Genomic DNA, 22,469 nt, shown 5'->3' with positions numbered 1-22,469 from the left:
CCTCCCTTTGTTGGGTTGTCTATAATAATTTCTGTTCTTGTAAAAAGACGCCACCCAACAAATATGTCGGGTTGGCGTATTGTATGTGTATAGCTAGTACCTTAAGCACGAGCACGTGTAATTAAACGAATTGGCGTTCCTTCAAAGTCAAATGTTTCACGAATTCGATTTTCTAAGAAACGTTCGTATGAGAAATGCATCAGCTCAGGCTCATTCACGAACACAACAAATGTCGGTGGCTTAATCGCAACCTGAGTAGCATAGTAAATACGTAAACGACGACCTTTATCCGTCGGCGCGGGATTACGTGCCACGGAATCCTCAATCACTTCATTTAAGATAGAAGATTGAATACGCATCGCATGATTTTCACTTACACGTTGAATAATCGGTAAAATTTGATGCACACGCTGCTTTGTATTAGCCGATACAAAAATAATCGGGGCATAATCTAAAAATAGGAAATGCTCACGAATTTGCTGTGTAAAGACATTCATCGTTTTTTCGTCTTTTTCAATGGCATCCCATTTATTCACTACGATCACAACAGCTTTTCCAGCTTCATGTGCATAGCCTGCAATTTTTTTATCCTGCTCCTGAATACCCTCTTCTGCATTCATTACCACTAAAACAACGTCTGAGCGTTCAATGGCACGTAGCGCACGTAAAACCGAGTATTTCTCAGTGGTTTCATAGATTTTCCCTTTTTTACGCATGCCGGCTGTATCAATAATGACATATTCCTGATCGTCATACTCATATGGCGTATCAATAGCATCACGTGTTGTCCCCGCAATATTACTAACGATAACGCGTTCTTGCCCTAAGAAAGCATTTACTAATGAAGATTTCCCAACATTCGGACGACCAATTAAAGAGAATTTAATCACATCATCTCCATATTGTTCTTCATCTTCTTTCGGGAAATGCTTTGCACATTCGTCTAATAAATCCCCTAAACCTAAGCCATGCGAACCAGAAATCGGCCAAGGCTCTCCGAAGCCAAGTGCATAAAAATCATAAATCATTTCACGCATATCAGGATTATCAATTTTATTGACTGCTAATACGACTGGTTTTTTTGTTTTGTATAAAATTTTAGCAACTTGCTCATCTGCTGCCGTTACCCCTTCACGACCATTAGTCATAAAAATAATAACGTCCGCTTCATCAATGGCGATTTCAGCTTGTTGACGAATTTGCTCTAAAAACGGCTCGTCTCCAATTTCAATCCCACCTGTATCAATAATATTAAAATCGTGTGTTAACCACTCTGCCGAACTATAAATACGATCACGCGTTACGCCTGGGATATCCTCCACAATCGAAACACGCTCTCCAACGATACGATTAAAAATCGTCGACTTACCTACGTTCGGACGACCTACGATGGCTACTACTGGTTTCGTCATCTGTACTTCATCCTTCCAACTTCTTGTCTTTCGCTATTATACACGAAAAATGCCATTATATCATATCATATCCATAATGTAGAACGCTATGTATGGCAATAACGAGACGTTTGATGAATTTTATTTGATTCTATCCTCTGATTTTTGAGTTTTATCTTGCGATTTGAAGATTCTATCCTACGCTTTAAGCATTAGCCTTCGATTCGAGGATTCTATCCATCGCTTTATGTACTAGCCTTCGATTCGAGGGTTCTATCCATCGCTTTTTCAGTTCTATCCTTCCATTTAAAGATTCTATCCACCTCTTTATAAGTTCTATCCTTCTATCTGAAGTTTTTATCCACCTCTTTATGTGCTAGCCTTTGATTCGAGGGTTCTATCCACCGCTTTTTCTGTTCTATCCTTCCATTTAAAGATTCTATCCAACACTTTTTCTGTTCTATCCTTCAATTTGAAGTTTTTATCCGCCTCTTTATGAGTTAGCCTTCGATTTGAGGGTTCTATCCACTGCTTTTTCAATTCTATCCCTCGATCTGAAAGTTCTATCCAACGCTTTTTCAATTCTATCCCTCAATCTAAGAATTCTTTCCACCGCTTTCAAAATACTATCCCGCAACCTGAAGATTCTATCTGCATCGTCAACATAAAAAAGCGAGGATACCTTTATGCATCCTCGCTCCATACATTATTATTTAAAGTTTTTTAGTTGATCGCCAATCACATCGCCAAATGAGAAACCTGTGTTTTCTTCAGGTAATTCATAGTCGATCACTTCTTCTGCTTCGGGATTTTCTAGTAATTCTTTAATGCTTAGCGCTAAGCGGCCTTCTTCAGCATTGACATCAAGCACTTTTACTTGTACTTCTTGTCCCTCTTTTAACGCTTCATGTGGCGTGTTAATATGCTTATGTGCGATTTGTGAAATATGCACTAAGCCTTCCACACCTGGGAATACTTCCACAAATGCACCAAATGAAGTAAGACGCTTCACTCGACCATCTAAAATAGTGCCTTTCGCTGCACGCTCTTCGATACTTGACCAAGGTCCTGGCATCGTTTCTTTGATGGATAATGAAATACGTTCATTTTCTGGGTCCACTGACAGAACTTTTACTTTAACGTCTTGTCCTTCAGCTAAAACCTCGCTCACATCATTCACATGCTCATGTGACACTTGTGAAATGTGTACAAGGCCATCAATACCGCCAAGGTCGATAAATGCGCCAAATGATGCTAAACGCTGTACTTTACCATCTAATACCTCGCCAGCTTTAATTTGATTGATGACATTTTTCTTTTGAGAAGCTTTTTCCGCTTCTACTACTGCACGGTGTGATAAGATAAGGCGATTTTTGTCCTTATCCAGCTCAACAATTTTGAAGCTTAATGTTTTGCCTTTATAGCCTTCAAAATCATCAACAAAGTAGTCTTCTACAAGGGATGCTGGTACAAAGCCACGTACACCTAAATCTACGACAAGACCACCTTTAACAATATCCTTTACTTCCGCTTCGAAAATTTCCTCTGCGGCAAATTGCTGCTCAAGTGTATCCCATGCTTTTAAAGCATCAACTTTACGTTTTGATAAGACAAAGTTCTCTTCTTCAACCTTTGTAATCATCAACTCTAATTCATCCCCTACAGAGATGACATCAGAAGCTTTCTCAATGTGTAAGCTTGATAATTCACTAATCGGTACAATTCCATCAAACGGTGCACCTGGAATTGACACAGATACTGCCTTTTCATCAACTTGCGCTGCAATACCTTTGACGATATCACCTTCGTTAAACGTTTGTTCTGCATAGTTCATTTCTTCAGACATATGTAACCCTCCTTCGCATCTTCCCTTACTATTTTATTCGATATTGAAGACAAAGACAAAAATAAATCCTTTAAATTCTAAAAATGTCTGAAATTTTAGGATTTATAGCATTTTTTCTTCTGCTAATTTTAAAATAGCTTGTGCTGCATCATCAATGGATAATGCTGTCGTATCTAAAAATAGGGCATCTTCCGCTTGAATCAGTGGCGATGCTTCACGCTCACTATCTTTTTTATCACGGAGCGCAATTTCTTCTTGAAGTTTTTCAAGAGAGGAGTCAATTCCTCTTTTTTGATTATCAATCAATCGACGTCTAGCACGTTCTTCTACTGTTGCAGACATAAAAATCTTGAGCTCTGCATGTTTTAATACATGTGTCGCAATATCACGACCATCCATGACCACTCCACCATTAGCTGCCAGCTTTTGCTGTTGCGCAACCAATAGCTCACGAACTTTCGCATGGGCAGCAACTTGAGAAACGGATGAAGTGACTTCATTTGAGCGTATTTCCGCTGTCACATCGTGACCATCTAAAAAGACTAGCTGTCCTTGTTGGGATGGTTTCAATTCGATTGTGCTAGCCGCTAGCATCTCTGCTAATTTTGCTTCATCATTTAAATGTATGTTTTGTTGCATCGCTTTATACGTAACTGCTCGATACATTGCACCTGTGTCAATATAAGTAAATCCAAGTGCTTCTGCAACAATTTTCGCGATTGTACTTTTACCAGCACCAGCCGGTCCGTCTATCGCAATTTGAATGTTTTTTTTCATATTCTTCCCTACTTTCTATCGCTTTTTATTGTACCATATAACCTAAAAAAAGCCCTCTGCTAGGAGAGGGTTAAATAAAAATATTCATCATGAACATTAAACATTAAATGGATTCAATTCCTTACGACGATTGACTAATTGACGCTCAAAGCAAAAACGCACAATATGCTGTTGGTCGACGTCATCTGTATCCGTTAGCTGGATTGTCGCAATGCGTTTACCCTCTTTTTCAAAAATGCGCACGACGGTAGCTTCTGTAATAACGTATTTGACTTCTCCATTAGTAAACGGCAATGCGATCGTTAATTTTACCTCATCATCATCTTTGAAAGCTACTGTTCCCTTCAAGATGATTGCCAAGCCTCCTGCGCTAATATCTGCTGACACAAGTTGATATTTATGATCCTTGAATTGGACCGCTACATCCACTGGTGTTTCCACTCGGACATATTCTCGTCGTTGAATTTTTATAAATTCCTCCGGCTTTGGACAATGCAACATAATCATCGGTATATTACCTGCTTTACGACCAATGACCTCTGTTTTAAAAGCAAAGGAATGTTTATCTTCGGTTCGAAAAGTCGCTCTAAATTCTGAGCCATCTATTAAAAACGCCGTTTTCTTCGTTGCCGTATTAACTGGATAGTCGATATAAAGAATATTGTCTTGCTGCTCTACCACTTTACATTGGAATTTCTCCACACGCTCGGTATAAGTAGGTTCAAGTTGTAATTGTGTACCAATTTTTATTTCCATGAGCATCTCCCCGTACGAAAATTATAGTTTAATTATCTCATGAGATGTTTATTTTGGCTATAAAAATTGGTAGTATTTTCTTATTACTAAGTGAGATATTCTACTTTTAATACGTTGTGATTTTCCGCATCAATAACGATTCGGAATGTTTCTTGTGTATTTCCGTCACGTAATGCAATGACCTCATAGCAAAGACGTTGTTCAAATTGTCCATTGTCTGTATAAATATTTTTTACTTCTTGTACTTGAATATCGTCCTGGAAGAACGTTTTCCAATCAATAGGCTTAGCGGTTTGCGGTTTGATATTCTCTTCTTGAATATATTCCATCGCATTAGCACCTAATAGCTCACCTGTATCTTTCGCTAATTTTAATTGCACACCGTCAGCATAAATTAACGCATTATCGCCTGGATTTACACGGGCAAATGTCACATGCCATGCTTGGTGGTTTTCACGTGATTCCACATAGGCTACATCCTTCATGCCTAATTTCTTAACATAATCTTGTGCCTTTTTAAGAACTTCTTCTTGTGATAGCTTAGCTTCATCAACAGGTCGTTCTACTAAATAGGATAATAAATGGCCACCCTTTTCTGTTAAATCAACATACCCTAGACGTATCCCTTGGTGGAATTGGATATGATAGAAAGGATATGGTGCTGTATCACTACTTTTTGTGACAGTGAATGTAGCATCTTTAATGACTGGGAATAAATATTTCACTTTTTCTAGTGCTTCTTTTTCGGTAATAACGGCATCCTGCAATGCCTTTAACTCAATTTTTTTCTGCCAATCAGATTCAGATAAAGTTAATGGGAAATCCTTTTCACCGTAGCCTTTTAACGTATCTTTCACAGTATCAAATTGTGTATTTGGATTTTTATTATCTACTTGCTGTAGCCAAATATCCATTTTTCCATCATGCTTATAAAAATCAACGGTTGCAGCTGTCCATTCATCAGAAAGAGACTGTAAATTGGTTGACACCTGTGGCATCTTTTCACGCCAAGCATCATAATCACCTGTTTTGGCTGTTCTTTTAGCTTCATCGCCAAGTCGCCCTAAGTAATTCATCCATTGATTCGATAATTCTTGTCCAATAGGAATATTTGCAATAGAAGAACGAACTTCTGAGCTTAAACGCCAAACTGAGTCTAGCTCATTGTGAATCGCCTGCTCGTCTTGAAACAAGAGGGATTGCGATACTGAACGCTGAAGATGGGACAGTTTTTCAGAAGCATCTGTTAACTTATCTGTATACTGTGCGAGCACGGTACGTTGTAAATCTTCTTTATCTCCATGTAAATTAATACTATATGCTCCTAATCCAATGACAGCGATTGTTAAGACCACGAGCCAAGTTTTCATCTATGTTCCTCCTTCCTATGAACAGAAAATATGCTCTCCTATTTGTTTAATTTGTGGGCGTGACCAAATCCATTTACTTGTTGCTGTTTTAGGATTGAAATAATACAATGCATTTTCAGATGGGTCCCAGCCGTTCATAGCATCAATAACAGCTTCTTTTGCACGTTCATTTGGTTCTAGCCAAATTTGACCATCTGCTACTGCTGTAAACGCTAACGGTTGGAAGATAATACCTGAAATAGTATTCGGGAAATCTGGGCTTTCCAAGCGGTTCAAAATAACGGCCGCTACTGCTACTTGCCCCTCATAAGGTTCTCCCCTAGCTTCTCCATAAACGGCATTGGCTATTAATTGTAAATCTCGTTCCGTATATTTTGGTGGAACCTGTGTCTGTGTACCATTCTTATTGCTACTTCCACTGCTATTACCACCGCCAGTGCCTTTTTTCACTTGTTGATCAAGTGGCTTACCACCATAGTAAGTAAATTGATTTCCTGCATTCAATTGTGCCTTAACCCATTTTTCATCATAATCAGAATTGCCTGCTAATGCTTTTTTTGTCTTAGTGCCGGCAATTCCGTCTACTGGCAAACCATAATTCTCTTGGAAATTACGCAAAGCCCAGTATGTGTTATAGCCAAATTTGCCATCAATTTTACTCTTATAAAAACCTAAGTATTGTAGCCTAGCCTGTAATTCAATAACATCATCTCCATAGGCACCACGAGTAATTTGCTGATCGCTAAATGCATTGGCATCATTTTGAGGAATCGCAATTATACTAATTCCTAATATCAAAGCAAAAAGTATGCTTACTAAACGCACTTTTATCACTCCTTTTTTTTATAGCTTGAAACAAAAGGAGTAATTTATACATGCTAAAACAGAAATAAAGCGTAGAAATCTTTGACGATTTCTACGCTTTAAATTTTCTTTTGCATATGGAGATGTTGTACCAGATGGTAATGAGCAAGTTTTACTTTGCGCAAGCCAAACCACCATAAAAACAACATAAAAGGTATCATTAAATAAACCCAGTGACCTTTGAATGATAATATTGTATTGTATAGAATGTGAAGTACAACTGGTGCACAGAGCGCCATAGCAATCATTTCTTTCGTCTTAACAAGCTTTGAAAACTTAGCCCGTCCATAATAATAGCCCATTACGACACCAAACAATGCATGGCTCGATACTGGTAATAAGGCTCGCATGAATGCCGTGTCCAAGCCAAAGGACAGTAAATAGAGAACATTTTCAATCGTAGCAAAACCAAGTGATATGCTGGCACCATATAATATACCATCGTATGGGTCATCAAATTCTACATGATTATAGATTGCAATTAATAGCACAAACCATTTAAAAAACTCTTCAATGACACTAGAAAAAAGAACATCTTGAAGATAAAGATATCGAAAAACCCCTTCCTCTGTTAATACATACTGTAAAAACATGATTGGGAACGTTAAGAATGCACCGTATAAAAACGTTTGTAGTAAAGTTCTTCTTGGCTCCGTAGCCATCTGATTGCGCAAATAGAAATAACTAAAAAGCGCTAGACCGGGAGCAATGGCAGCAGATAATAAAATGATCATGATGCCGGCTCCTTTCAACAATTAGACTGCTATTATTATACCATGTAATGACAAAAAAACTTTTTAAAAGGAGATTTTATTTTTTATGAAAAAAACAATTTTATTAATTCATACTGGCGGCACAATCTCCATGGCTATGAGTGCTGAAGGAGCAGTCATGCCGAATGAAGAAAATCCCCTTATGAAGGAAAGTAATAAACTAGCTTCACTTGCAAGCATCATCGAAATAGAAGCTTTTAACCTTCCTTCTCCACATATCACACCGAAGGAAATGCTACAATTGCGCAACGTGATTATGGAGCAAATGACAGCACAGCCAATCGATGGTGTTGTCATCACACATGGTACGGATACTTTAGAAGAAACTGCCTATTTCTTAGAGCTAACAACGAACTTAGACATCCCCATTGTACTGACAGGTGCCATGCGCTCTTCTAACGAACTAGGGGCAGATGGCATTTATAATTTAGTGGAAGCAGTCCGAGTAGCCGTCGATGAAGAAGCACGTAATAAAGGGGTACTTGTTGTCATGAATGATGAGGTTCATCTTGCTGTTAACACAACTAAAACAAGCACGAGCTCAGTGAATACTTTCCAATCTCCACAGTATGGGCCGATTGGATTAATTACAAAATCACGTATCCTATTCCATCATGCACCCATTCGTCGACAATATGTAGATGTTAACAATTTATCCAAGCGCGTGGCGATGTTAAAAGTGTATGCTGGAATGGAGGAAGATTTACTAGATATCGTGCTTGCATGCAAATATGATGGCGTCGTACTGGAAGGACTAGGTCAAGGGAATGTCCCTCCATCTGTAGTAAAAGGAATTGAAAGCCTCTTACAGCGAGACATTCCAGTAGTGCTCGTATCCCGCTGCTTCAATGGGATTGCAGAGGGTGTTTATGGCTACATTGGTGGAGGGAAAATGCTGGAAGACTTAGGTGCAATTTTCGCCACAGGTATTAATGGCCAAAAGGCACGCTTAAAATTGTTAATAGGTCTAAACACTACAGGCACGCCTATTAACTTAAAGGACTTTTTCCTGTAAAGGCAATATATTTTTAGCTGGTACTTTGCTCTGCCGCTATCACTTGTTCATAGTAGTACAATATTTCACGAAGACGAGCTAAGGCTTCGTCGAAATCTGGTTGTATTACGGAAAATTGAATGAATCCCCTTTGTTGTAAATAATGACTTTCACCATGAACCAATAGCCCATTTAATGCTAGATCAATGGGTAGGTTAGAATAAGTACTTGGCAATCGAACAGTTACAAGCATTGGATAGTGGACTGTTCGGTATTGATATTGCATGATGGGAAGCTGCAGCAGTGCCTGAAAGCGTTGCTGTAGCTGCTCATAGCGTGCTGGATAGGCTTGTAATGCCACCTCAACATTACCCAATAACATTGCAGGTAGTGTAAATGGTATGGCACCTTGCTGATAATTTGCTAAATCAAGATAAGCAGGTAATGTAGCAGCTGGTGGTACAAGGGATTGTGAAAACACAAATGCTAGCCCGCTTAACGCACCGATGGCTTTGCCACTCACTGCTGTAGCCAAATAACAGTCTTGTAAAGAAAATGGCATGGCACCAAACGTACTGATACTATCTATACATAGCTTTACATGGTATTGCTTAGCTAGTTCACTCAAATGCTCTAAATCATTACAAGTCCCTGTGGAAGTCTCACCATGCACTGCTAGCATCCACTGATAAGCCCCCGTTTCAAGCAGTGACGCCACCTCATCTCCATCAAACGCTGTCCCCCAGTCTTTCTCCACTACATCAAACGATAATGACCAGCGAGTAGCTTGCTTCCGTAAACGTTCGCCAAATTCACCATTTGTTAAAATAAGCCCTTTCCCTAATTGTTGCGCCTTTAATTGGGCCAGCATCACTTCATTTGCCAATGTTCCCGTACCAACGATTACACCAATATAATTGGCATTCGATAAATGCAGTAGCTTTTTTTGCACTCGTTCATAAAGTGCATAAAATGGTAACGATCGGTGCGATAAATCTGAATAATCACTCATCTCCAATTGCTTCACAGGTCCTGGATAAAATGTAAACTGTTCCGTCGCTAGTCTATGTTGTAATGATTGTTCAAATTCATGTCTTGTTAGCACCATCGGTAAAAATATTGCATCTTTTGCTCCTACAGCTGGTGCAAATTGTTTAAAGCCCATCTGCTTATACAGCTTTTCTTCTCTTGTTGTCCCTGAAATTACTGCTGCTGTATAGCCTTTTTCGTAGGCAAAGGTAGTTAAAGCTTGTGTAAGTTTCAATAGTACCCGCCCCGTTCGATAACCCTTTTTCACTGAAAGTAATCGAATTTCGCAAGGTTTCACACAATTTTCTTTAGGTAAATATCCCTCAATCTCGCCAATTTTTTCATCAATCGAGAACGGTCGTTGATCTCTAAACGCGACCATTCCAATTAATTCTGTTTCCTTATACACAACGACATATGTATTCTCCCGATGAAATCGATCAACTTTTATTCTTGTCGAATTCGCTTCATGCTGTGGAATCTCTTCAACAAATGTTTCATAATTCAATCGAGCGATAGCCTCAAACTCGGCATTTGTTTGGGCAATTTTACACCAATACATCTCTTCACTTCCTTCTTTTTAACGATTCCTGAATATTAGACATATGCTTGATGAGCATGCACATGATTGCTATAATGAGCAGTCCATATGGCTCTAATTTCCCCGCCTGAATAATAGCCCCTATATAGAAAATAAAGCCTCCAACCATACTAAGTGTCAAACTTCGTATAAAGACAAGCGAAAGCATAGTACCAATAATCATCCATAAAAATAGGCTCGGTGATAAGGCGATTCCAACACCGATAAAAGTAGCCACACCTTTTCCGCCATTAAATTTCAACCAGATAGGAAATAAGTGTCCGGCTATTACCCATGCAGCTCCACCAATCATGACCCATTCTTCTAATTGCCACAAATACCCTAACCAAACGACTAGTACTCCTTTCAGTGCATCACCAAGAAAAGTCCAAACAAAGGCCGCTTTTCCAATAACACTTCCTGCATTACGTGCGCCCAAGTTTTTACTACGCTCTGCCTGCAAATTGACACCATACACCTTACCAACGAAATAAGCTGTCATGAAGTTTCCCATTAAATAGCTAAGGGCCCAATACAACCCAATCAATGTGATTCCTCCTTACTAAAAAGGCTGTATAAGCTAGATGCCTATACAGCCTCGGTCATTATTTTTTTCTTTGCTCAATAATTCGAGCAATACATTCACCATGGAAACGCCCATTTTCGATAAAAATTTCATTGGCATTATTCCCTGCTGCAATAACTCCCGCAATGAATAAGCCCTCGACATTAGTTTCCATCGTTTCTGGCGTAACAAAAGGACGCCCTGTTTCTTCATCAATCTCAACGCCCATCGCTTTGACAAAAGTGTGATCTGGATGGTAGCCAGTCATAGCAAAAACGAAATCATTTTTTACTACTTGCTCTTGCCCAGCTACTTCTAAAACCACTTCATGCTCACGAATTTCTAGCACATTCGTATTAAAACGCATGTCAACTTCTCCCGTTTTGACTACCCCTTCAAATTCAGGTAAGACCCACGGTTTGATGCTTGAAGAATATTCACTACCACGATAGACAACTGTTACACGAGCGCCTGCTTTATTTAATTCCAACGCAGCATCTATAGCTGAATTTTTGCCACCAATAACAAGTACATCCGTATCAAAAAATTCATGTCCCTCTTTAAAGTAATGGAATACTTTGGGTAACTGTTCACCCTTAATATTTATATAATTCGGGTGATCGTAATAGCCCGTTGCAATTACTACATACGGCGTTTCATACGTATCTTTATCAGATGTGACAGTGAACACATCGTTATTTTTCACAACACTTTGCACTTTTTCAAAGCGATTTACTTGTATATTTTTCAAGCGGACAACCTCTCGATAGTAAACAAGTGCTTGGTTTCGTTTTGGTTTACGGCCTTCAATAATAAAAGGTACGTCACCAATAGCTAAACGTTCACTTGTACTGAAAAAAGTTTGATGTGTAGGATAGTGATAGATGGCATTCACGATATTGCCCTTTTCGATCACAATAGGTTGTAATCCAATATTTTGCAAAGCTATTGCTGCTGCTAAGCCACATGGGCCACCTCCAACAATAATTGCATCTGCTTGCTGCATTTCTTGACACTCCAATCGAATTTGAACAGCATTAGTTGCTGCTTCATGCTTTCACATAATTATAGAATAGACGATACCTTTTTATTATACGCCTTCTCACAAGAATTGGTTGGTTATTTACTCGAAATATCAATGTCAATAATATGACATTGAGGTTTTGCGCCAAGTCGAAAAGGCACTAATGTCGTGCCATAGCCATTACTTACTAAGGTCATGACACCATCACGCTGTCGATAGGAACCGTTGGGATGAACACCATAAGGACCGAATCGAATCTGCCCCCCATGTAAATGTCCCCCCATCATTAAATCTGCTCGGAACTTTGCTCGAACTTTGGCAAAAACACCTGGGTTATGTGCAATGAAAACAACTAAATCCTGCTCTCCTACCTTTTCAAAGGCCTTTTCAAAGCTATATTCTTTCACTGTTGTATCTTCAATTGCACTTAACCAAAAACGATTTTTTACAGGAAGTAGCACAGCATCATTGACAATGATTTGAACCTGATAGGCCTGTAAAATGTCCTTTAGCCTTTCTTCTCCAATTTCTCTGTCATTATTGCCCCACACAAAATAGATTGGTGCGATAGACTTTAATAAAGTCAAATTTTCATGAATCCGTTCAATAGGTGTGCGGCTATCTGCAAAGTCACCACCAATAATCACAGCATCAAAATGTCCCTCTAATTGTGCAATCATTTTTTTATTTATTTTACGTAAATGTACATCTGAAATAAAAAATAATCGTACCTGTTCCTGTTCACCGTGTAATGAAAGCTGGTGATGTAATACATTATTTTCATGCGCTACCTTCCACATATAAAGTAGAAAGGCGATGACAACTAAAAGAAATAGCCCTATATATAGCATTTCCTCACTTCTCCTTACGACAGCAAAAAGGCGATTCATTTCTTAAGAAGAATCGCCTTTTCGCTAAATCAGACGTACGTTTTGGTGTGAACGTTTGTCTGTTATTTTATACTAGAAAAACTATATAACCATTAAAAAATCTTATTAAGGTAGCCTAATTACTTGCCCAACCCTGACCGTATTTGAAGACATACCATTGAAAGCACGAATTTTAGCTAATGTCGCCTCACTACCATCGCCATAATGATTCAATGCGATTCGGTATAAGTTCTCATTCGCTTTGACAGTATGTGTAGTGGCTTTAGCATTTTGTTTCGCTTCTTCGGCTTTTTTCGCCTCTTCTGCTTTTCTTGCTGCCTCTGCCTGTTGTTGTGCTATTCTAGCTTCTTCGGCTTTTTTCGCTTCCTCAGCTTTTTTTGCTTCTTCAGCTTTTTTCGCTTCTTCCGCAGCCTTTTGTTCAGCTGCTAATTTGTCTGCATCTTTTTGAGATTGCTCCTGTGCTTTTTTATCTCCTTGATCGTCTTGTCCCTTACCTTTATCTTTCTCTTTATCAGATGCAGATGACTCGGAAGGATCTAATTCGACGACCTGTTCTGCTGTATCTTTTTCAGCTTGTTCAATCGTTTTTCCTGGCTCATAAAATTTCCAAAAATAAATAAGAATTGTTAATGGAATTAGGATAAAAATAACAAACAAAATCGTCATTAACGGTGTTTTCCGGCTTGTATTTTTTGGCTTTTTATTTTTATTGCCATTTTTATTCATTCTGGAAACTCTTGATAAGGATTGCTGTTCATTTTGTTCATCTTCAAATGATTGACGATGTTCTTCTATTTTATCGCGATAATCTTCTTTATTCATTCGCCTTTCCCCCAACCTTACTACGCTTTCTATCATGTCTATTATGACGAATTTTACGAAAAAAGTAAATGACCGTCAGTTTTAGTCTAAATACCCATTAAAAGTTGCTGCAATCGACTTTCCCACGAAACCATTTCAATTTTCTTATCTTCTTGTAAGCGTGTTTTCTTGATTTCATCATAATGGATTCCACAATTTTCACAACAGTTTTCCGGCTTTTTCTGCAATTTTTGCCCAAAATACCCGACTAAATGTTCACGAATACAGTCTTTTGTCTGAATGATTTTTAGCATTTCGTTCACCGCACTGTATTTCTCTAGGGCTAAATGATTTAATCGAGCCTTCACTTGTTCACTAGATTCTTGTTGCACCCAATAATCCAGCACACGAAAAGCTGTCTCGCTCAGCTCACCATTTTTCAGCATCTGTGTTGGCTGTATTTGCTGGGAAAGCAGCTCCTGATAGCGATCAACATGGTGTGGTGTCGGCAAATCACCTGTCACAACAAATTTCGCTAGCTCTTCATCCCCTTCACTATACAGCAAAATGGCAAGTGCAGACTGACCATCACGCCCTGCACGACCTATTTCCTGCATATAATTCGCTATGTTGGCAGGCATCGATTCATGTATAACCTGACGTATATTAAGTTTATTGATGCCCATACCAAAAGCATTCGTGGCGACTATCCAATCCAGTTCACCATCTATAAACTGCTGCTGAATAAACTGACGGTCTTCTGCTCCATAGCCTGCATGGTATGCTGCGGTGCGAATACCTGCTTGTAAAAGGGCTTCACTATATTGCTGCGCACGTTTGCGTGAAGATACATACAAAATACCTGGCCCTGCTGTTTCTTTAATATGCTGCATGAGCCACCTAGCTTTATCAGCCTTATCCTCTACTACTATACGACCTAAATGAATATTTGCACGGTCAACATTATACATAAATTCAAATGGCGCCTTGAGTGATAGGGTCTCACGTATATCTCGAACGACCTTATCCGTTGCTGTGGCGGATAGCGCCAATATTGGCGGGCGATTTCCCCTCGAAAACCATTCACCAATTCGTAAATAATCCGGTCGAAAATCAAAGCCCCATTGTGATATACAGTGCGCTTCATCCACTACGATTAAGCCAAGCTTCATTTGCGCTAATTTCTCTTGTACCTGCTGCTGTAATAACATTTCTGGTGAGGTAAAGATAAACCGATACTGCTCTAGATAATGTAGTACATAGCGTTTTTCTGTTTGGGATAAAAAAGAATTTAAAGCGATCACTCTCTTTTCTCCAAAACGCTTCAGCTCTTCTACCTGATCCTGCATTAATGAAAGCAATGGTGACACAATTAAGACAGGCTTTTCTAATATATAGGCTGGGAGCTGGTAGCAGAGTGATTTCCCCATTCCTGTCGGCAATAAGGCAATAACGTCTTGCTCTTGCAGCAAAGCTTCAATGACTTCTTTCTGCCCTGGTCGAAATGATGAATAACCAAAATGCTTGTGCAATAATTGTTCAAGTTCCATTTAAACTTCTCCTTTCGCAAGGACAAGCCTTAATTGAAAATAACTCATGTCCTCTAATGCTCCATGTAATATTTTCAATTTTTTTGTTTGATATTGCTTGGATACCTGCCAAACTTTTTGTGCTTCTTCATATGAGACGAATGGTCCAATAGAAAAGTTCGGTTCATACATGGCTAATTCTACAAAATGATCCTCAATTGTACTTTGTTTTAATTTTCGCTTTTGTACAATTTCCTCCATTGAATAGCCTTGCTCATATAACTGTGCTGTTTGCTGGGCAGAATCAGTTAATAAAATTGTCACTTTTAACCCTTCAGCCACTCGACCAAGCAGTGGGTAATCATTTAATTTTTGTTGCACTTCATTTAATAATATATGTAGTGTTTCTATAAATGCTAATTGACTATCTAACACGTTCTCCTTCCGTTCAAATGCAAGCTGTTGCCAAGTCCAGCCTGGTAATCGATAACCACTGAGGCGGTAAAGAACAAGCTGTTTGTTGGCATCTGAAACAGGGATCGTTTGGAGTACATTTGTACATTCTACCACTAATTGTTGCTGCAAATGACCCTCCTTGTAATGATGCTCCTGTAAAAAAGAGCGCACCCATGCTTGAATTACTGGATCCCTACTGATTGGTGAAAAAGAACGAACTGTTGCAGTTTGATGTGACAAGCTTTGGACAAGGAGAGAAAGCCTTGCATAAAAAACATGCTCATTCCCTCGATAATGCCAACCATCAAAGAAAAAGGTCGGTGTTTGCTGTGCACGCTGCAATCCTAGCTTTTCCATGTAAAAATGACCGGATTCCTGCACGTTTAACCAACTATATTGCATAAATAAGGTAACCGCCTCGTCAAATGTGGCACGAGGTAGTTTCGGCAACAGACCAAAATATGGATGCAACTGAAAAAGACCAATATCTTGAATTGTCTGGCCTGAACGCTTTCCTCTTAGGACATGATAGGCTGCCGAAATTGTCCGCTCCTTATGGAGTTTTTGAAAGATTTGCAATAAAATTTGATGAAACATTGACGCAAATTCCTCCAATTTAATAGTATTTAAGTTGAAATGTAAGATAAACATCTTTAAAATGAGTATGAAGCTTTGTAGGAACATCGTTAAAGGAGAGAAAAAAATGGCTAAATACACAATAGTTGATAAAGATACATGCATCGCCTGTGGCGCATGTGGAGCCGCAGCGCCAGACATTTATGATTATGATGATGAAGGGATTGCCTTCGTTATTTTAGATGATAACATGGGAACTGCTGAAGTACCAGAAGATCTATTAGAAGATATGCAAGATGCTTTTGAAGGTTGTCCAACAGACTCCATCAAAGTAGCCGACGAAACTTTCGATGGCGATTCATTAAAATTCGAATAGTCTTCAAGTAAATGTATACCCTAAAAGGCATCCTACTTTGGGTGCCTTCTTATGTGTATTAAATATTTGCATCAAGAGATAATCATATGGTCTATTGCTATACATACCAATCTATTGGAGGAATGATAATGTTTAAGCAGCTACAAGTTGAACATAGTTTATTTCTTATTAATCAAGACCATATGAATTTATTTAAAAATCTTGCTGCTAAATGGCAACCAGTTTTTCCAGATGTTTGTGCTAAATGTTTGAATACACTAGATTCATGGGCCATCGTGTTAAATAACTGGGTTTTCTTAAAATCTCAGTTCAACGATGAACTCATTCTCAATCCTTCTAAAGCAATTAACTATTCCATCAATACATTTTTAATAGACGAGCTCAAAAAGATTCAAATAATTCAAAAAACAAAGGGATTTGAGAATGATGATTTACAGTATTTTGTCGCTTTCCAATTAGCAAATGCAATAGACCTGTGGGTGTACAATACGCTTGAAAAAAGCTCTGAAGCTGATTTATTACTCCCTCAACACCTAAAACCATATTTTCTCGCTCATTTAGAGGATGATTTTCAAACAGACAATGCTACATTCCACCAAGATCAAACAAGAGCAATCAAAATACTAGCTCAAGTCATTCGCTCACAAAATAGCTTTAGAATCACCGTCAGCAGTGCTGTTAATCGAGCAGTATATCTGTATGAACAGCATGGTAACAAATAAAATAGGACTACCTTTAATTCGTCTCTCATAAGAAAGAGATGAATTTTTTTTGCTTATGAAACGACTTCTCTTTTCATCTTGTTATTGCAACGATATTTTATGTATGATAAGATTTTAGTAGTTGGTACTAATAACAGATATTATCTCGCAAAGGAGTTCTTTATAATGATGGATAATTTATTACAATTAAAAGATAAAAACATTGTAGTTATGGGTGTAGCAAATGATCGTAGTATTGCTTGGGGCATTGCGAAACGCTTATTTGACGTAGGTGCAAATGTTATTTTCACCTATCGACAAGAACGCTCATTAAAGAAATTACAAAAGCAATTAGACACAATTGGCCATTCTGATTCACTCATCGTGCAATGCGATGTAAATAGTGATGACAGTACAAAAGCGGCTTTCGATGAAATCGGCTCAAAGGTTGGCGTTATTCATGGTATTGTGCATTCAGTAGCTTTTGCCCACGCCGAAGACTTACACAACCGCTTCCTTGAAACAACTCGTGAAGGCTATGCATTTGCACAAGATACAAGTGCTTATTCACTTATTTCAACAGCAAAAGCGGCTCATCCGTATATGACAGAAGGTGGCTCTATTGTCACGATGAGTTACTTAGGGGCTGAACGTGTGCTTGATGGCTATAATGTTATGGGTGTAGCAAAAGCTGCATTAGAGGCTTCCATGCGCTATCTTGCTGCTGATATTGGTCAGGATAATATTCGTGTCAATGCCATTTCAGCTGGAGCTATTCGTACACTTGCTGCAAAAGGTGTACCTTCTTTTAATACCATTTTACACAAAATTGAAGAAACAGCTCCATTAAAACGGAATGTTCAACAAGACGAAGTAGCCGATATGACGATTGTTATGCTATCTCACCTATCACGTGGTGTAACTGGTGAAACAATTTACATCGACGCTGGCTACAATATTATGGGTTAACTATATAGCGAGACAGGCAAGCCTCTGAGCGGTAGCGTAGGAAGTAGCTCAGCGCTCGCCCACAGGAAAGCAAGTAGCCTCCAACGGAAATCCTTTTTCACCTTTCACAAAAATGCTATGGATGGTTTTGTTTCTCAACACTATGAGAATGGAAGATAAATATTCTCTTCCATTCTTTTTTATAGCATCGTCCATATAGTTTGTATCAATAAAATTATACCTGCTGCTATTAAAAGAAGATAAATTAATGATTTAAATAGCTTTTGATTGAGCCTAGTAAACAAGATTTGTCCTAAAATAAGGCCGATGAAAACAATAGGCAAGGCATACAAACTATAAATCCAAACCAGTTTACTTGTGCCCTCAACAGTGACTTGAGATAGTAAACTAATAAGATAGATAAAAATATAATAGGCTAGTGAAATAGCTCTAATGGTTTCCTTATTTCGATGGGTGCTCGCAAAATACAGCAACAATGGCGGCCCTGCCATACCAATACTTGTTGTAAACATTCCTGAGATTAAACCAACGCCATAATCTCTACCACTTGTTTGTTGAATGGAGAGATTTTTCATCAAGAGAAACGTAAGACCTATTAAGAGGATGGCGATAATAAGTTTAAATGTCGTGACATCGACTAAGGCAAATAAAATACTGCCAAAAGGAGCGCCCACAACACTACCAATTATTATCTTCTTCAGCAAAGCGACATCAATATCATGCCTCACCTTCCAAATGAGAGAACATGAAATAACAAGGGACAGTACGATATTTATTTGCATTGCCTCTTGCGGAGAAAAAAGCAACAGTAAAAAAGGGGTGGCCATGATAGAAAAACCAAACCCCGTACTTGTTTGCAAAATGGAAGCTGTTAGTATAATAAAAAAGTACAAAAGTAATTCCTGCAAAACGACACCTCACATCATTTAGTACTATAGAGTGGTTATAGCATGTTGCTTAGCAATCAATTCCTTCAATAAGAAAGATAACACGCAAGCAATTAGTAAAAATAGAGCAATCATGGCGATCACACCTACCCAGCCATACTTCATCCAAAAAACACCACCTACTGTCCCGCCAACACTCGAACCAACATAATAAAAAAATAAATAAAGGGATGATGCTTGCGCTTTATCATGTGTTGCCCGTCTACTCACCCAGCCACTCGCGATAGAATGAGCTGCAAAAAAGCCAAAGGTAAACACCGTAATGCCGATAATTTTTAAAGTAAGGAGCCCATTAAGTGTTACTATGGCTCCTGCCAACATAATGGCAATGGCTAGTAATAACATTTGTTGGCGTCCGTAACGATCGGCTAGGCTACCAAACCATGCTGAACTAAATGTCCCTACTAGGTATATGACAAATATCCAGCCTACAATGGTCGCGCTCAAATTATAGGGAGGGGCCATTAATTGAAAGCCAATATAGTTATAAAGTGTGACAAAGCTTCCCATTAGAACAAATCCTATACCATATAGACACAACATAGAAGGGTCCTTCAGATGTTGCAACAGCGTTTTAGTTAATGCTTTTAATTGTAAAGGACGTGGGCTAAAATGCTTGGAGCTTGGCAGCATCCAGACAAACAACACACTGACAAAAAGGCTAATTCCTCCTAGCACCATCATCCCTATATGCCAGTTATAATGGTCCGTTAATGTCCCGATAATGACTCGTCCACTAAGCCCTCCCACAGAATTACCACTAATGTATAAGCCCATGGCAACACCTAAGCTTGCTGGTTCCATTTCCTCCCCCAAATAAGCCATGGCAATTGCCGGTAAACCTGCAAAAACGATGCCTTGTAGCACACGCAATCCTAAAATTATTTCAAAGTTAGGTGAAAAAGCTAGTGCCACTGTCAATACAGAGGCTGCAAAAATAGAAATCGTCATCAATGATTTTCTTCCCCATGCCTCAGATAAAGAACTAACAATAATTAAACTCACTGCTAAGGCAAAGGTAGTGACAGAAAGAGATAAACTTGCTACAGCTGGCGAGACGTGAAACACATCTGCAAATGTCGGTAGTAATGGCTGCGTTATATAGAGATTTGCAAAAGTAATAAAGCCTGCCAAAAATAAGGCCCAGTTTGCTTTATGAAACGCTCTCGTGCCTTTTTGTATATATTCCATGACTCTCTCTCCTTCAGCTCTTCAACATACTACTATTATTCTAATACAATATTTCGTAAAACACACGATCCCTCCGTCAAATAATAGACAAATTCATCACCATTTTCACCCGGAAAAAGCAAATTTTAATTGACATTCAAAACACGCCAACTCTCTTTTTAAAAGCTATTTATAAAAAGGAATTTACTATTTTGACTTGGCAAATATTATGCTACAGTAAAGGTAATCATCTAGAACCATTGTCACAATGAATACAGATGACACAACCATTTTTCATTGACTAGACTTGGAGGAATTTTTATGAAAATTATTGAAGCTTTAGCCCTTGCAGCACCTTATATTCACCTTGCATTAAAGCAAGAAGCCATTGTAGCTGTTATTGAAAAGGATAGTGAAACAGTCATCAAGTATTTAGCGGGGAAACGTGTAGATTCAGGCTATCATGATGGACAAAAAGTAAATGCTAATGACCAAAATGTTTACATTGCCTTTAACGGACAAAATGCAGATGTGGTTATACCAAAGGATGTTTACGGCGTAGCAATCAATGCTTTTTCATTCCCCATTCGTGAAAATGGTCAAGTAGTAGGTGCCTTAGCATTTGGCCTACCAATAGATAATGAGCTTAAACTCGAAGATTATATGAGTACTATGGATAATATCGTCAATAGCCTACAAGATAAAGTCCACACAATCGCTTCCCATTCAGAGGAATTAGCGGCTACTAGTGAGGAAATAAATAAGCAGGCACAGCATGCCCTAGAAGATTCAGAAAAAACCAATGCCGTAACGGATTTAATCAAAAGCATTTCCCGCCAAACCAATTTACTTGGTTTAAATGCATCCATAGAGGCTGCTCGCGCTGGACAGCATGGTGCTGGCTTTAATATTGTGGCACAGGAAGTTCGAAAATTGTCCTTTGAGACATCTAGTGCTACCGAAAATATAGAATCTTCCTTACGTAATATTAATAGAAATCTTGAAAACTTAAAGCAAAATATGGGACAAATCAATGATGCAACGAATGAGCAAGCACAGCTTGTACAGGATTTTAGCGAAATCATTGAAGAGCTGACTGTACTAAGCCGCGAAATGAAGGGCTTTATGCACGATGCATTAAAATAATTGGGAGGTGCACAAGATGCAAATAACCATTGACCAAGATCTATCTTTACGTACAATCACCTTGGAGGATGCAGAAAAGGTTTTTGCCTTAACAGATGCCTCTAGAGAGTATCTAAAAGAATGGCTACCATGGTTGGATTACACGAAGGAAGTGGCAGACACGAAAGCTTATATTGAGGGCTGTATTAAAGGACATGAATCAAAAAGTAGTCTCTCCCTCGTTATTCTTTTTAACCATGAAATCGTCGGCATAGCTGGCTTTAATGCCATTAATCCGAATAATAACATTGGTACGATCGGCTATTGGCTAAGTGAAGGTGCTCAGGGACATGGCATTATGACAAAAACGGTAAAAGCTCTCTTACAATATGCCTTTGAAACATTGCAGCTGCATAAAGTGGAAATTCGTGTTGCTGAAACCAATCACAAAAGCCGTGCAATACCCGAACGACTTGGCCTAATAAAAGAAGGTACGATTCGCTCAGCAGAATGGCTCTATGACCATTATGTGGATCATGTTGTATACGGCATGCTTGTAAGTGAATGGCAGCAACAAAAATAAAAGTAGCGTCCTGATGAATCAATTTGAGACTGCCCCAATATAAGACAGGGATCAAAAAGCATTATCCAATCAGTTGTCGGTACTAAATCGGCGACTGGTTGTTTAGTGTCTCTTGTATTCGGATATCATTATCAAAATTTATATAGTCTTTGACAGTTTGTTTGACGATTGCCGTCATAGTACGCTTTCAATTGTCTATATAGAACGTTTCAGATTTTAATGCAGAAGAAACGATTCAATAGGGTATTATCAGCAGATGATAATTTCCCCCATTTCTCTATAACCTTCTTTGCCGTTTAAATAGCGTAAAACGGCTCCTAATTTTTCCTCAGCAGTAAATTTATCCATAGAAAAACTGCACCTCTAATTGTTAGAGT

General features: G+C 38.7%; 24 protein-coding genes. 6 read left to right on the top strand and 18 right to left on the bottom strand.

All coding sequences use genetic code 11. The features are described 5' to 3' along the window. Positions 1-101: 101 nt before the first annotated feature. The 8 genes from der to prsW all read right to left on the bottom strand — a co-directional run bounded on the left by der (position 102) and on the right by prsW (position 7,738). Positions 102-1,412, bottom strand: coding sequence for a ribosome biogenesis GTPase Der (gene der / locus MHI22_RS00115; protein WP_036126778.1), 1,311 nt, complete (start codon positions 1,410-1,412; stop codon positions 102-104). Positions 1,413-1,760: 348 nt separating this feature from the next. After that, positions 1,761-1,973: a hypothetical protein gene (locus MHI22_RS00110; RefSeq protein WP_340810766.1), complete on the bottom strand. Its 213-nt coding sequence runs from the start codon at positions 1,971-1,973 to the stop codon at positions 1,761-1,763. 127 nt (positions 1,974-2,100) lie between these two features. Beyond that, positions 2,101-3,237 carry a 30S ribosomal protein S1 gene (gene rpsA / locus MHI22_RS00105; RefSeq protein WP_058844241.1) on the bottom strand — a complete coding sequence of 379 codons (1,137 nt, stop codon included), beginning with the start codon at positions 3,235-3,237 and terminating at the stop codon, positions 2,101-2,103. A 102-nt stretch (positions 3,238-3,339) separates the two neighbouring features. Next, positions 3,340-4,014, bottom strand: coding sequence for a (d)CMP kinase (gene cmk, locus MHI22_RS00100; RefSeq protein ID WP_036126782.1), 675 nt, complete (start codon positions 4,012-4,014; stop codon positions 3,340-3,342). Positions 4,015-4,110: 96 nt separating this feature from the next. Further along, positions 4,111-4,770, bottom strand: coding sequence for a flagellar brake protein (locus MHI22_RS00095; RefSeq protein WP_058844239.1), 660 nt, complete (start codon positions 4,768-4,770; stop codon positions 4,111-4,113). An 86-nt stretch (positions 4,771-4,856) separates the two neighbouring features. Continuing rightward, on the bottom strand, positions 4,857-6,140 hold the full coding sequence (locus tag MHI22_RS00090; protein WP_036126787.1) for a PepSY1/2 domain-containing protein: 1,284 nt from the start codon (positions 6,138-6,140) through the stop codon (positions 4,857-4,859). A gap of 15 nt (positions 6,141-6,155) precedes the next feature. Further along, on the bottom strand, positions 6,156-6,965 hold the full coding sequence (gene sleB / locus MHI22_RS00085) for a spore cortex-lytic enzyme (RefSeq protein WP_036126789.1): 810 nt from the start codon (positions 6,963-6,965) through the stop codon (positions 6,156-6,158). A gap of 98 nt (positions 6,966-7,063) precedes the next feature. Then, positions 7,064-7,738, bottom strand: coding sequence for a glutamic-type intramembrane protease PrsW (gene prsW, locus MHI22_RS00080; RefSeq protein ID WP_036126792.1), 675 nt, complete (start codon positions 7,736-7,738; stop codon positions 7,064-7,066). Between the two features lie 85 nt (positions 7,739-7,823). Between prsW and MHI22_RS00075 the strand changes: the two genes are divergently transcribed. Then, the gene (locus MHI22_RS00075) at positions 7,824-8,792 is read left to right on the top strand and encodes an asparaginase (RefSeq protein WP_036126794.1); all 969 of its coding nucleotides are present in this window, start codon (positions 7,824-7,826) and stop codon (positions 8,790-8,792) included. A gap of 13 nt (positions 8,793-8,805) precedes the next feature. Here MHI22_RS00075 and MHI22_RS00070 read toward each other — a convergent pair whose 3' ends face one another. The 7 genes from MHI22_RS00070 to MHI22_RS00040 all read right to left on the bottom strand — a co-directional run bounded on the left by MHI22_RS00070 (position 8,806) and on the right by MHI22_RS00040 (position 16,242). Continuing rightward, complete coding sequence (locus MHI22_RS00070) at positions 8,806-10,362, bottom strand: aminotransferase class V-fold PLP-dependent enzyme (protein WP_340810765.1); 1,557 nt, start codon at positions 10,360-10,362, stop codon at positions 8,806-8,808. 4 nt (positions 10,363-10,366) lie between these two features. Then, positions 10,367-10,927, bottom strand: a complete 561-nt coding sequence (locus tag MHI22_RS00065) for a glycerol-3-phosphate acyltransferase (protein ID WP_330493529.1) — start codon at positions 10,925-10,927, stop codon at positions 10,367-10,369. A gap of 58 nt (positions 10,928-10,985) precedes the next feature. Next, on the bottom strand, positions 10,986-11,951 hold the full coding sequence (locus tag MHI22_RS00060) for a YpdA family putative bacillithiol disulfide reductase (RefSeq protein ID WP_036126799.1): 966 nt from the start codon (positions 11,949-11,951) through the stop codon (positions 10,986-10,988). Positions 11,952-12,064: 113 nt separating this feature from the next. After that, the gene (locus MHI22_RS00055; protein ID WP_036126801.1) at positions 12,065-12,820 is read right to left on the bottom strand and encodes a metallophosphoesterase; all 756 of its coding nucleotides are present in this window, start codon (positions 12,818-12,820) and stop codon (positions 12,065-12,067) included. A 144-nt stretch (positions 12,821-12,964) separates the two neighbouring features. Continuing rightward, complete coding sequence (locus MHI22_RS00050) at positions 12,965-13,681, bottom strand: LysM peptidoglycan-binding domain-containing protein (protein WP_340810763.1); 717 nt, start codon at positions 13,679-13,681, stop codon at positions 12,965-12,967. Between the two features lie 86 nt (positions 13,682-13,767). After that, the gene (locus MHI22_RS00045) at positions 13,768-15,210 is read right to left on the bottom strand and encodes a RecQ family ATP-dependent DNA helicase (protein WP_058844236.1); all 1,443 of its coding nucleotides are present in this window, start codon (positions 15,208-15,210) and stop codon (positions 13,768-13,770) included. Then, entirely contained in the window at positions 15,211-16,242 is a 1,032-nt protein-coding gene (locus MHI22_RS00040; protein WP_058844235.1) for a helix-turn-helix domain-containing protein, read from the bottom strand. Between the two features lie 106 nt (positions 16,243-16,348). On the opposite strand from MHI22_RS00040, the gene MHI22_RS00035 reads away from it, so the two are divergent. From MHI22_RS00035 to MHI22_RS00025, 3 genes are all read left to right on the top strand, one after another. Then, entirely contained in the window at positions 16,349-16,597 is a 249-nt protein-coding gene (locus MHI22_RS00035; protein WP_004232564.1) for a ferredoxin, read from the top strand. Positions 16,598-16,725: 128 nt separating this feature from the next. Then, the gene (locus MHI22_RS00030; protein WP_340810762.1) at positions 16,726-17,319 is read left to right on the top strand and encodes a hypothetical protein; all 594 of its coding nucleotides are present in this window, start codon (positions 16,726-16,728) and stop codon (positions 17,317-17,319) included. Positions 17,320-17,484: 165 nt separating this feature from the next. Next, the gene (locus MHI22_RS00025; protein WP_080717138.1) at positions 17,485-18,267 is read left to right on the top strand and encodes an enoyl-ACP reductase FabI; all 783 of its coding nucleotides are present in this window, start codon (positions 17,485-17,487) and stop codon (positions 18,265-18,267) included. A gap of 179 nt (positions 18,268-18,446) precedes the next feature. Here the strand turns inward: MHI22_RS00025 and MHI22_RS00020 are convergent, their stop codons facing one another. Both MHI22_RS00020 and MHI22_RS00015 read right to left on the bottom strand, forming a co-directional pair. Continuing rightward, complete coding sequence (locus MHI22_RS00020; RefSeq protein ID WP_058844233.1) at positions 18,447-19,175, bottom strand: sulfite exporter TauE/SafE family protein; 729 nt, start codon at positions 19,173-19,175, stop codon at positions 18,447-18,449. A 24-nt stretch (positions 19,176-19,199) separates the two neighbouring features. Next, the gene (locus tag MHI22_RS00015) at positions 19,200-20,405 is read right to left on the bottom strand and encodes an MFS transporter (protein ID WP_058844232.1); all 1,206 of its coding nucleotides are present in this window, start codon (positions 20,403-20,405) and stop codon (positions 19,200-19,202) included. A gap of 300 nt (positions 20,406-20,705) precedes the next feature. Between MHI22_RS00015 and MHI22_RS00010 the strand changes: the two genes are divergently transcribed. Continuing rightward, complete coding sequence (locus MHI22_RS00010; protein ID WP_036126881.1) at positions 20,706-21,530, top strand: methyl-accepting chemotaxis protein; 825 nt, start codon at positions 20,706-20,708, stop codon at positions 21,528-21,530. A gap of 16 nt (positions 21,531-21,546) precedes the next feature. Continuing rightward, positions 21,547-22,092: a GNAT family N-acetyltransferase gene (locus MHI22_RS00005; protein WP_058844231.1), complete on the top strand. Its 546-nt coding sequence runs from the start codon at positions 21,547-21,549 to the stop codon at positions 22,090-22,092. A gap of 82 nt (positions 22,093-22,174) precedes the next feature. Here MHI22_RS00005 and MHI22_RS23350 read toward each other — a convergent pair whose 3' ends face one another. Next, positions 22,175-22,270, bottom strand: a complete 96-nt coding sequence (locus tag MHI22_RS23350; RefSeq protein ID WP_445668832.1) for an IS3 family transposase — start codon at positions 22,268-22,270, stop codon at positions 22,175-22,177. Positions 22,271-22,469: the final 199 nt, after the last annotated feature.

It is taken from the genome of Lysinibacillus sp. FSL L8-0312, from assembly GCF_038003285.1.
Lineage (GTDB): Bacteria > Bacillota > Bacilli > Bacillales_A > Planococcaceae > Lysinibacillus > Lysinibacillus fusiformis_D.
The sequence above is the reverse complement of the archived record's forward strand: the minus strand, read 5'-3'. Positions and strand labels throughout refer to the sequence as shown.

Coding starts and splice junctions, on each gene's coding strand:
- der (WP_036126778.1), bottom strand. CDS start 1,412: ATGACGAAACCAGTAGTAGCCATCGTAGGTCGTCCGAACGTAGGTAAG.
- rpsA (WP_058844241.1), bottom strand. CDS start 3,237: ATGTCTGAAGAAATGAACTATGCAGAACAAACGTTTAACGAAGGTGAT.
- cmk (WP_036126782.1), bottom strand. CDS start 4,014: ATGAAAAAAAACATTCAAATTGCGATAGACGGACCGGCTGGTGCTGGT.
- MHI22_RS00095 (WP_058844239.1), bottom strand. CDS start 4,770: ATGGAAATAAAAATTGGTACACAATTACAACTTGAACCTACTTATACC.
- MHI22_RS00090 (WP_036126787.1), bottom strand. CDS start 6,140: ATGAAAACTTGGCTCGTGGTCTTAACAATCGCTGTCATTGGATTAGGA.
- prsW (WP_036126792.1), bottom strand. CDS start 7,738: ATGATCATTTTATTATCTGCTGCCATTGCTCCCGGTCTAGCGCTTTTT.
- MHI22_RS00075 (WP_036126794.1), top strand. CDS start 7,824: ATGAAAAAAACAATTTTATTAATTCATACTGGCGGCACAATCTCCATG.
- MHI22_RS00070 (WP_340810765.1), bottom strand. CDS start 10,362: ATGTATTGGTGTAAAATTGCCCAAACAAATGCCGAGTTTGAGGCTATC.
- MHI22_RS00060 (WP_036126799.1), bottom strand. CDS start 11,951: ATGCAGCAAGCAGATGCAATTATTGTTGGAGGTGGCCCATGTGGCTTA.
- MHI22_RS00055 (WP_036126801.1), bottom strand. CDS start 12,820: ATGCTATATATAGGGCTATTTCTTTTAGTTGTCATCGCCTTTCTACTT.
- MHI22_RS00050 (WP_340810763.1), bottom strand. CDS start 13,681: ATGAATAAAGAAGATTATCGCGATAAAATAGAAGAACATCGTCAATCA.
- MHI22_RS00045 (WP_058844236.1), bottom strand. CDS start 15,210: ATGGAACTTGAACAATTATTGCACAAGCATTTTGGTTATTCATCATTT.
- MHI22_RS00040 (WP_058844235.1), bottom strand. CDS start 16,242: ATGTTTCATCAAATTTTATTGCAAATCTTTCAAAAACTCCATAAGGAG.
- MHI22_RS00035 (WP_004232564.1), top strand. CDS start 16,349: ATGGCTAAATACACAATAGTTGATAAAGATACATGCATCGCCTGTGGC.
- MHI22_RS00030 (WP_340810762.1), top strand. CDS start 16,726: ATGTTTAAGCAGCTACAAGTTGAACATAGTTTATTTCTTATTAATCAA.
- MHI22_RS00025 (WP_080717138.1), top strand. CDS start 17,485: ATGATGGATAATTTATTACAATTAAAAGATAAAAACATTGTAGTTATG.
- MHI22_RS00015 (WP_058844232.1), bottom strand. CDS start 20,405: ATGGAATATATACAAAAAGGCACGAGAGCGTTTCATAAAGCAAACTGG.
- MHI22_RS00010 (WP_036126881.1), top strand. CDS start 20,706: ATGAAAATTATTGAAGCTTTAGCCCTTGCAGCACCTTATATTCACCTT.
- MHI22_RS00005 (WP_058844231.1), top strand. CDS start 21,547: ATGCAAATAACCATTGACCAAGATCTATCTTTACGTACAATCACCTTG.
- MHI22_RS23350 (WP_445668832.1), bottom strand. CDS start 22,270: ATGACGGCAATCGTCAAACAAACTGTCAAAGACTATATAAATTTTGAT.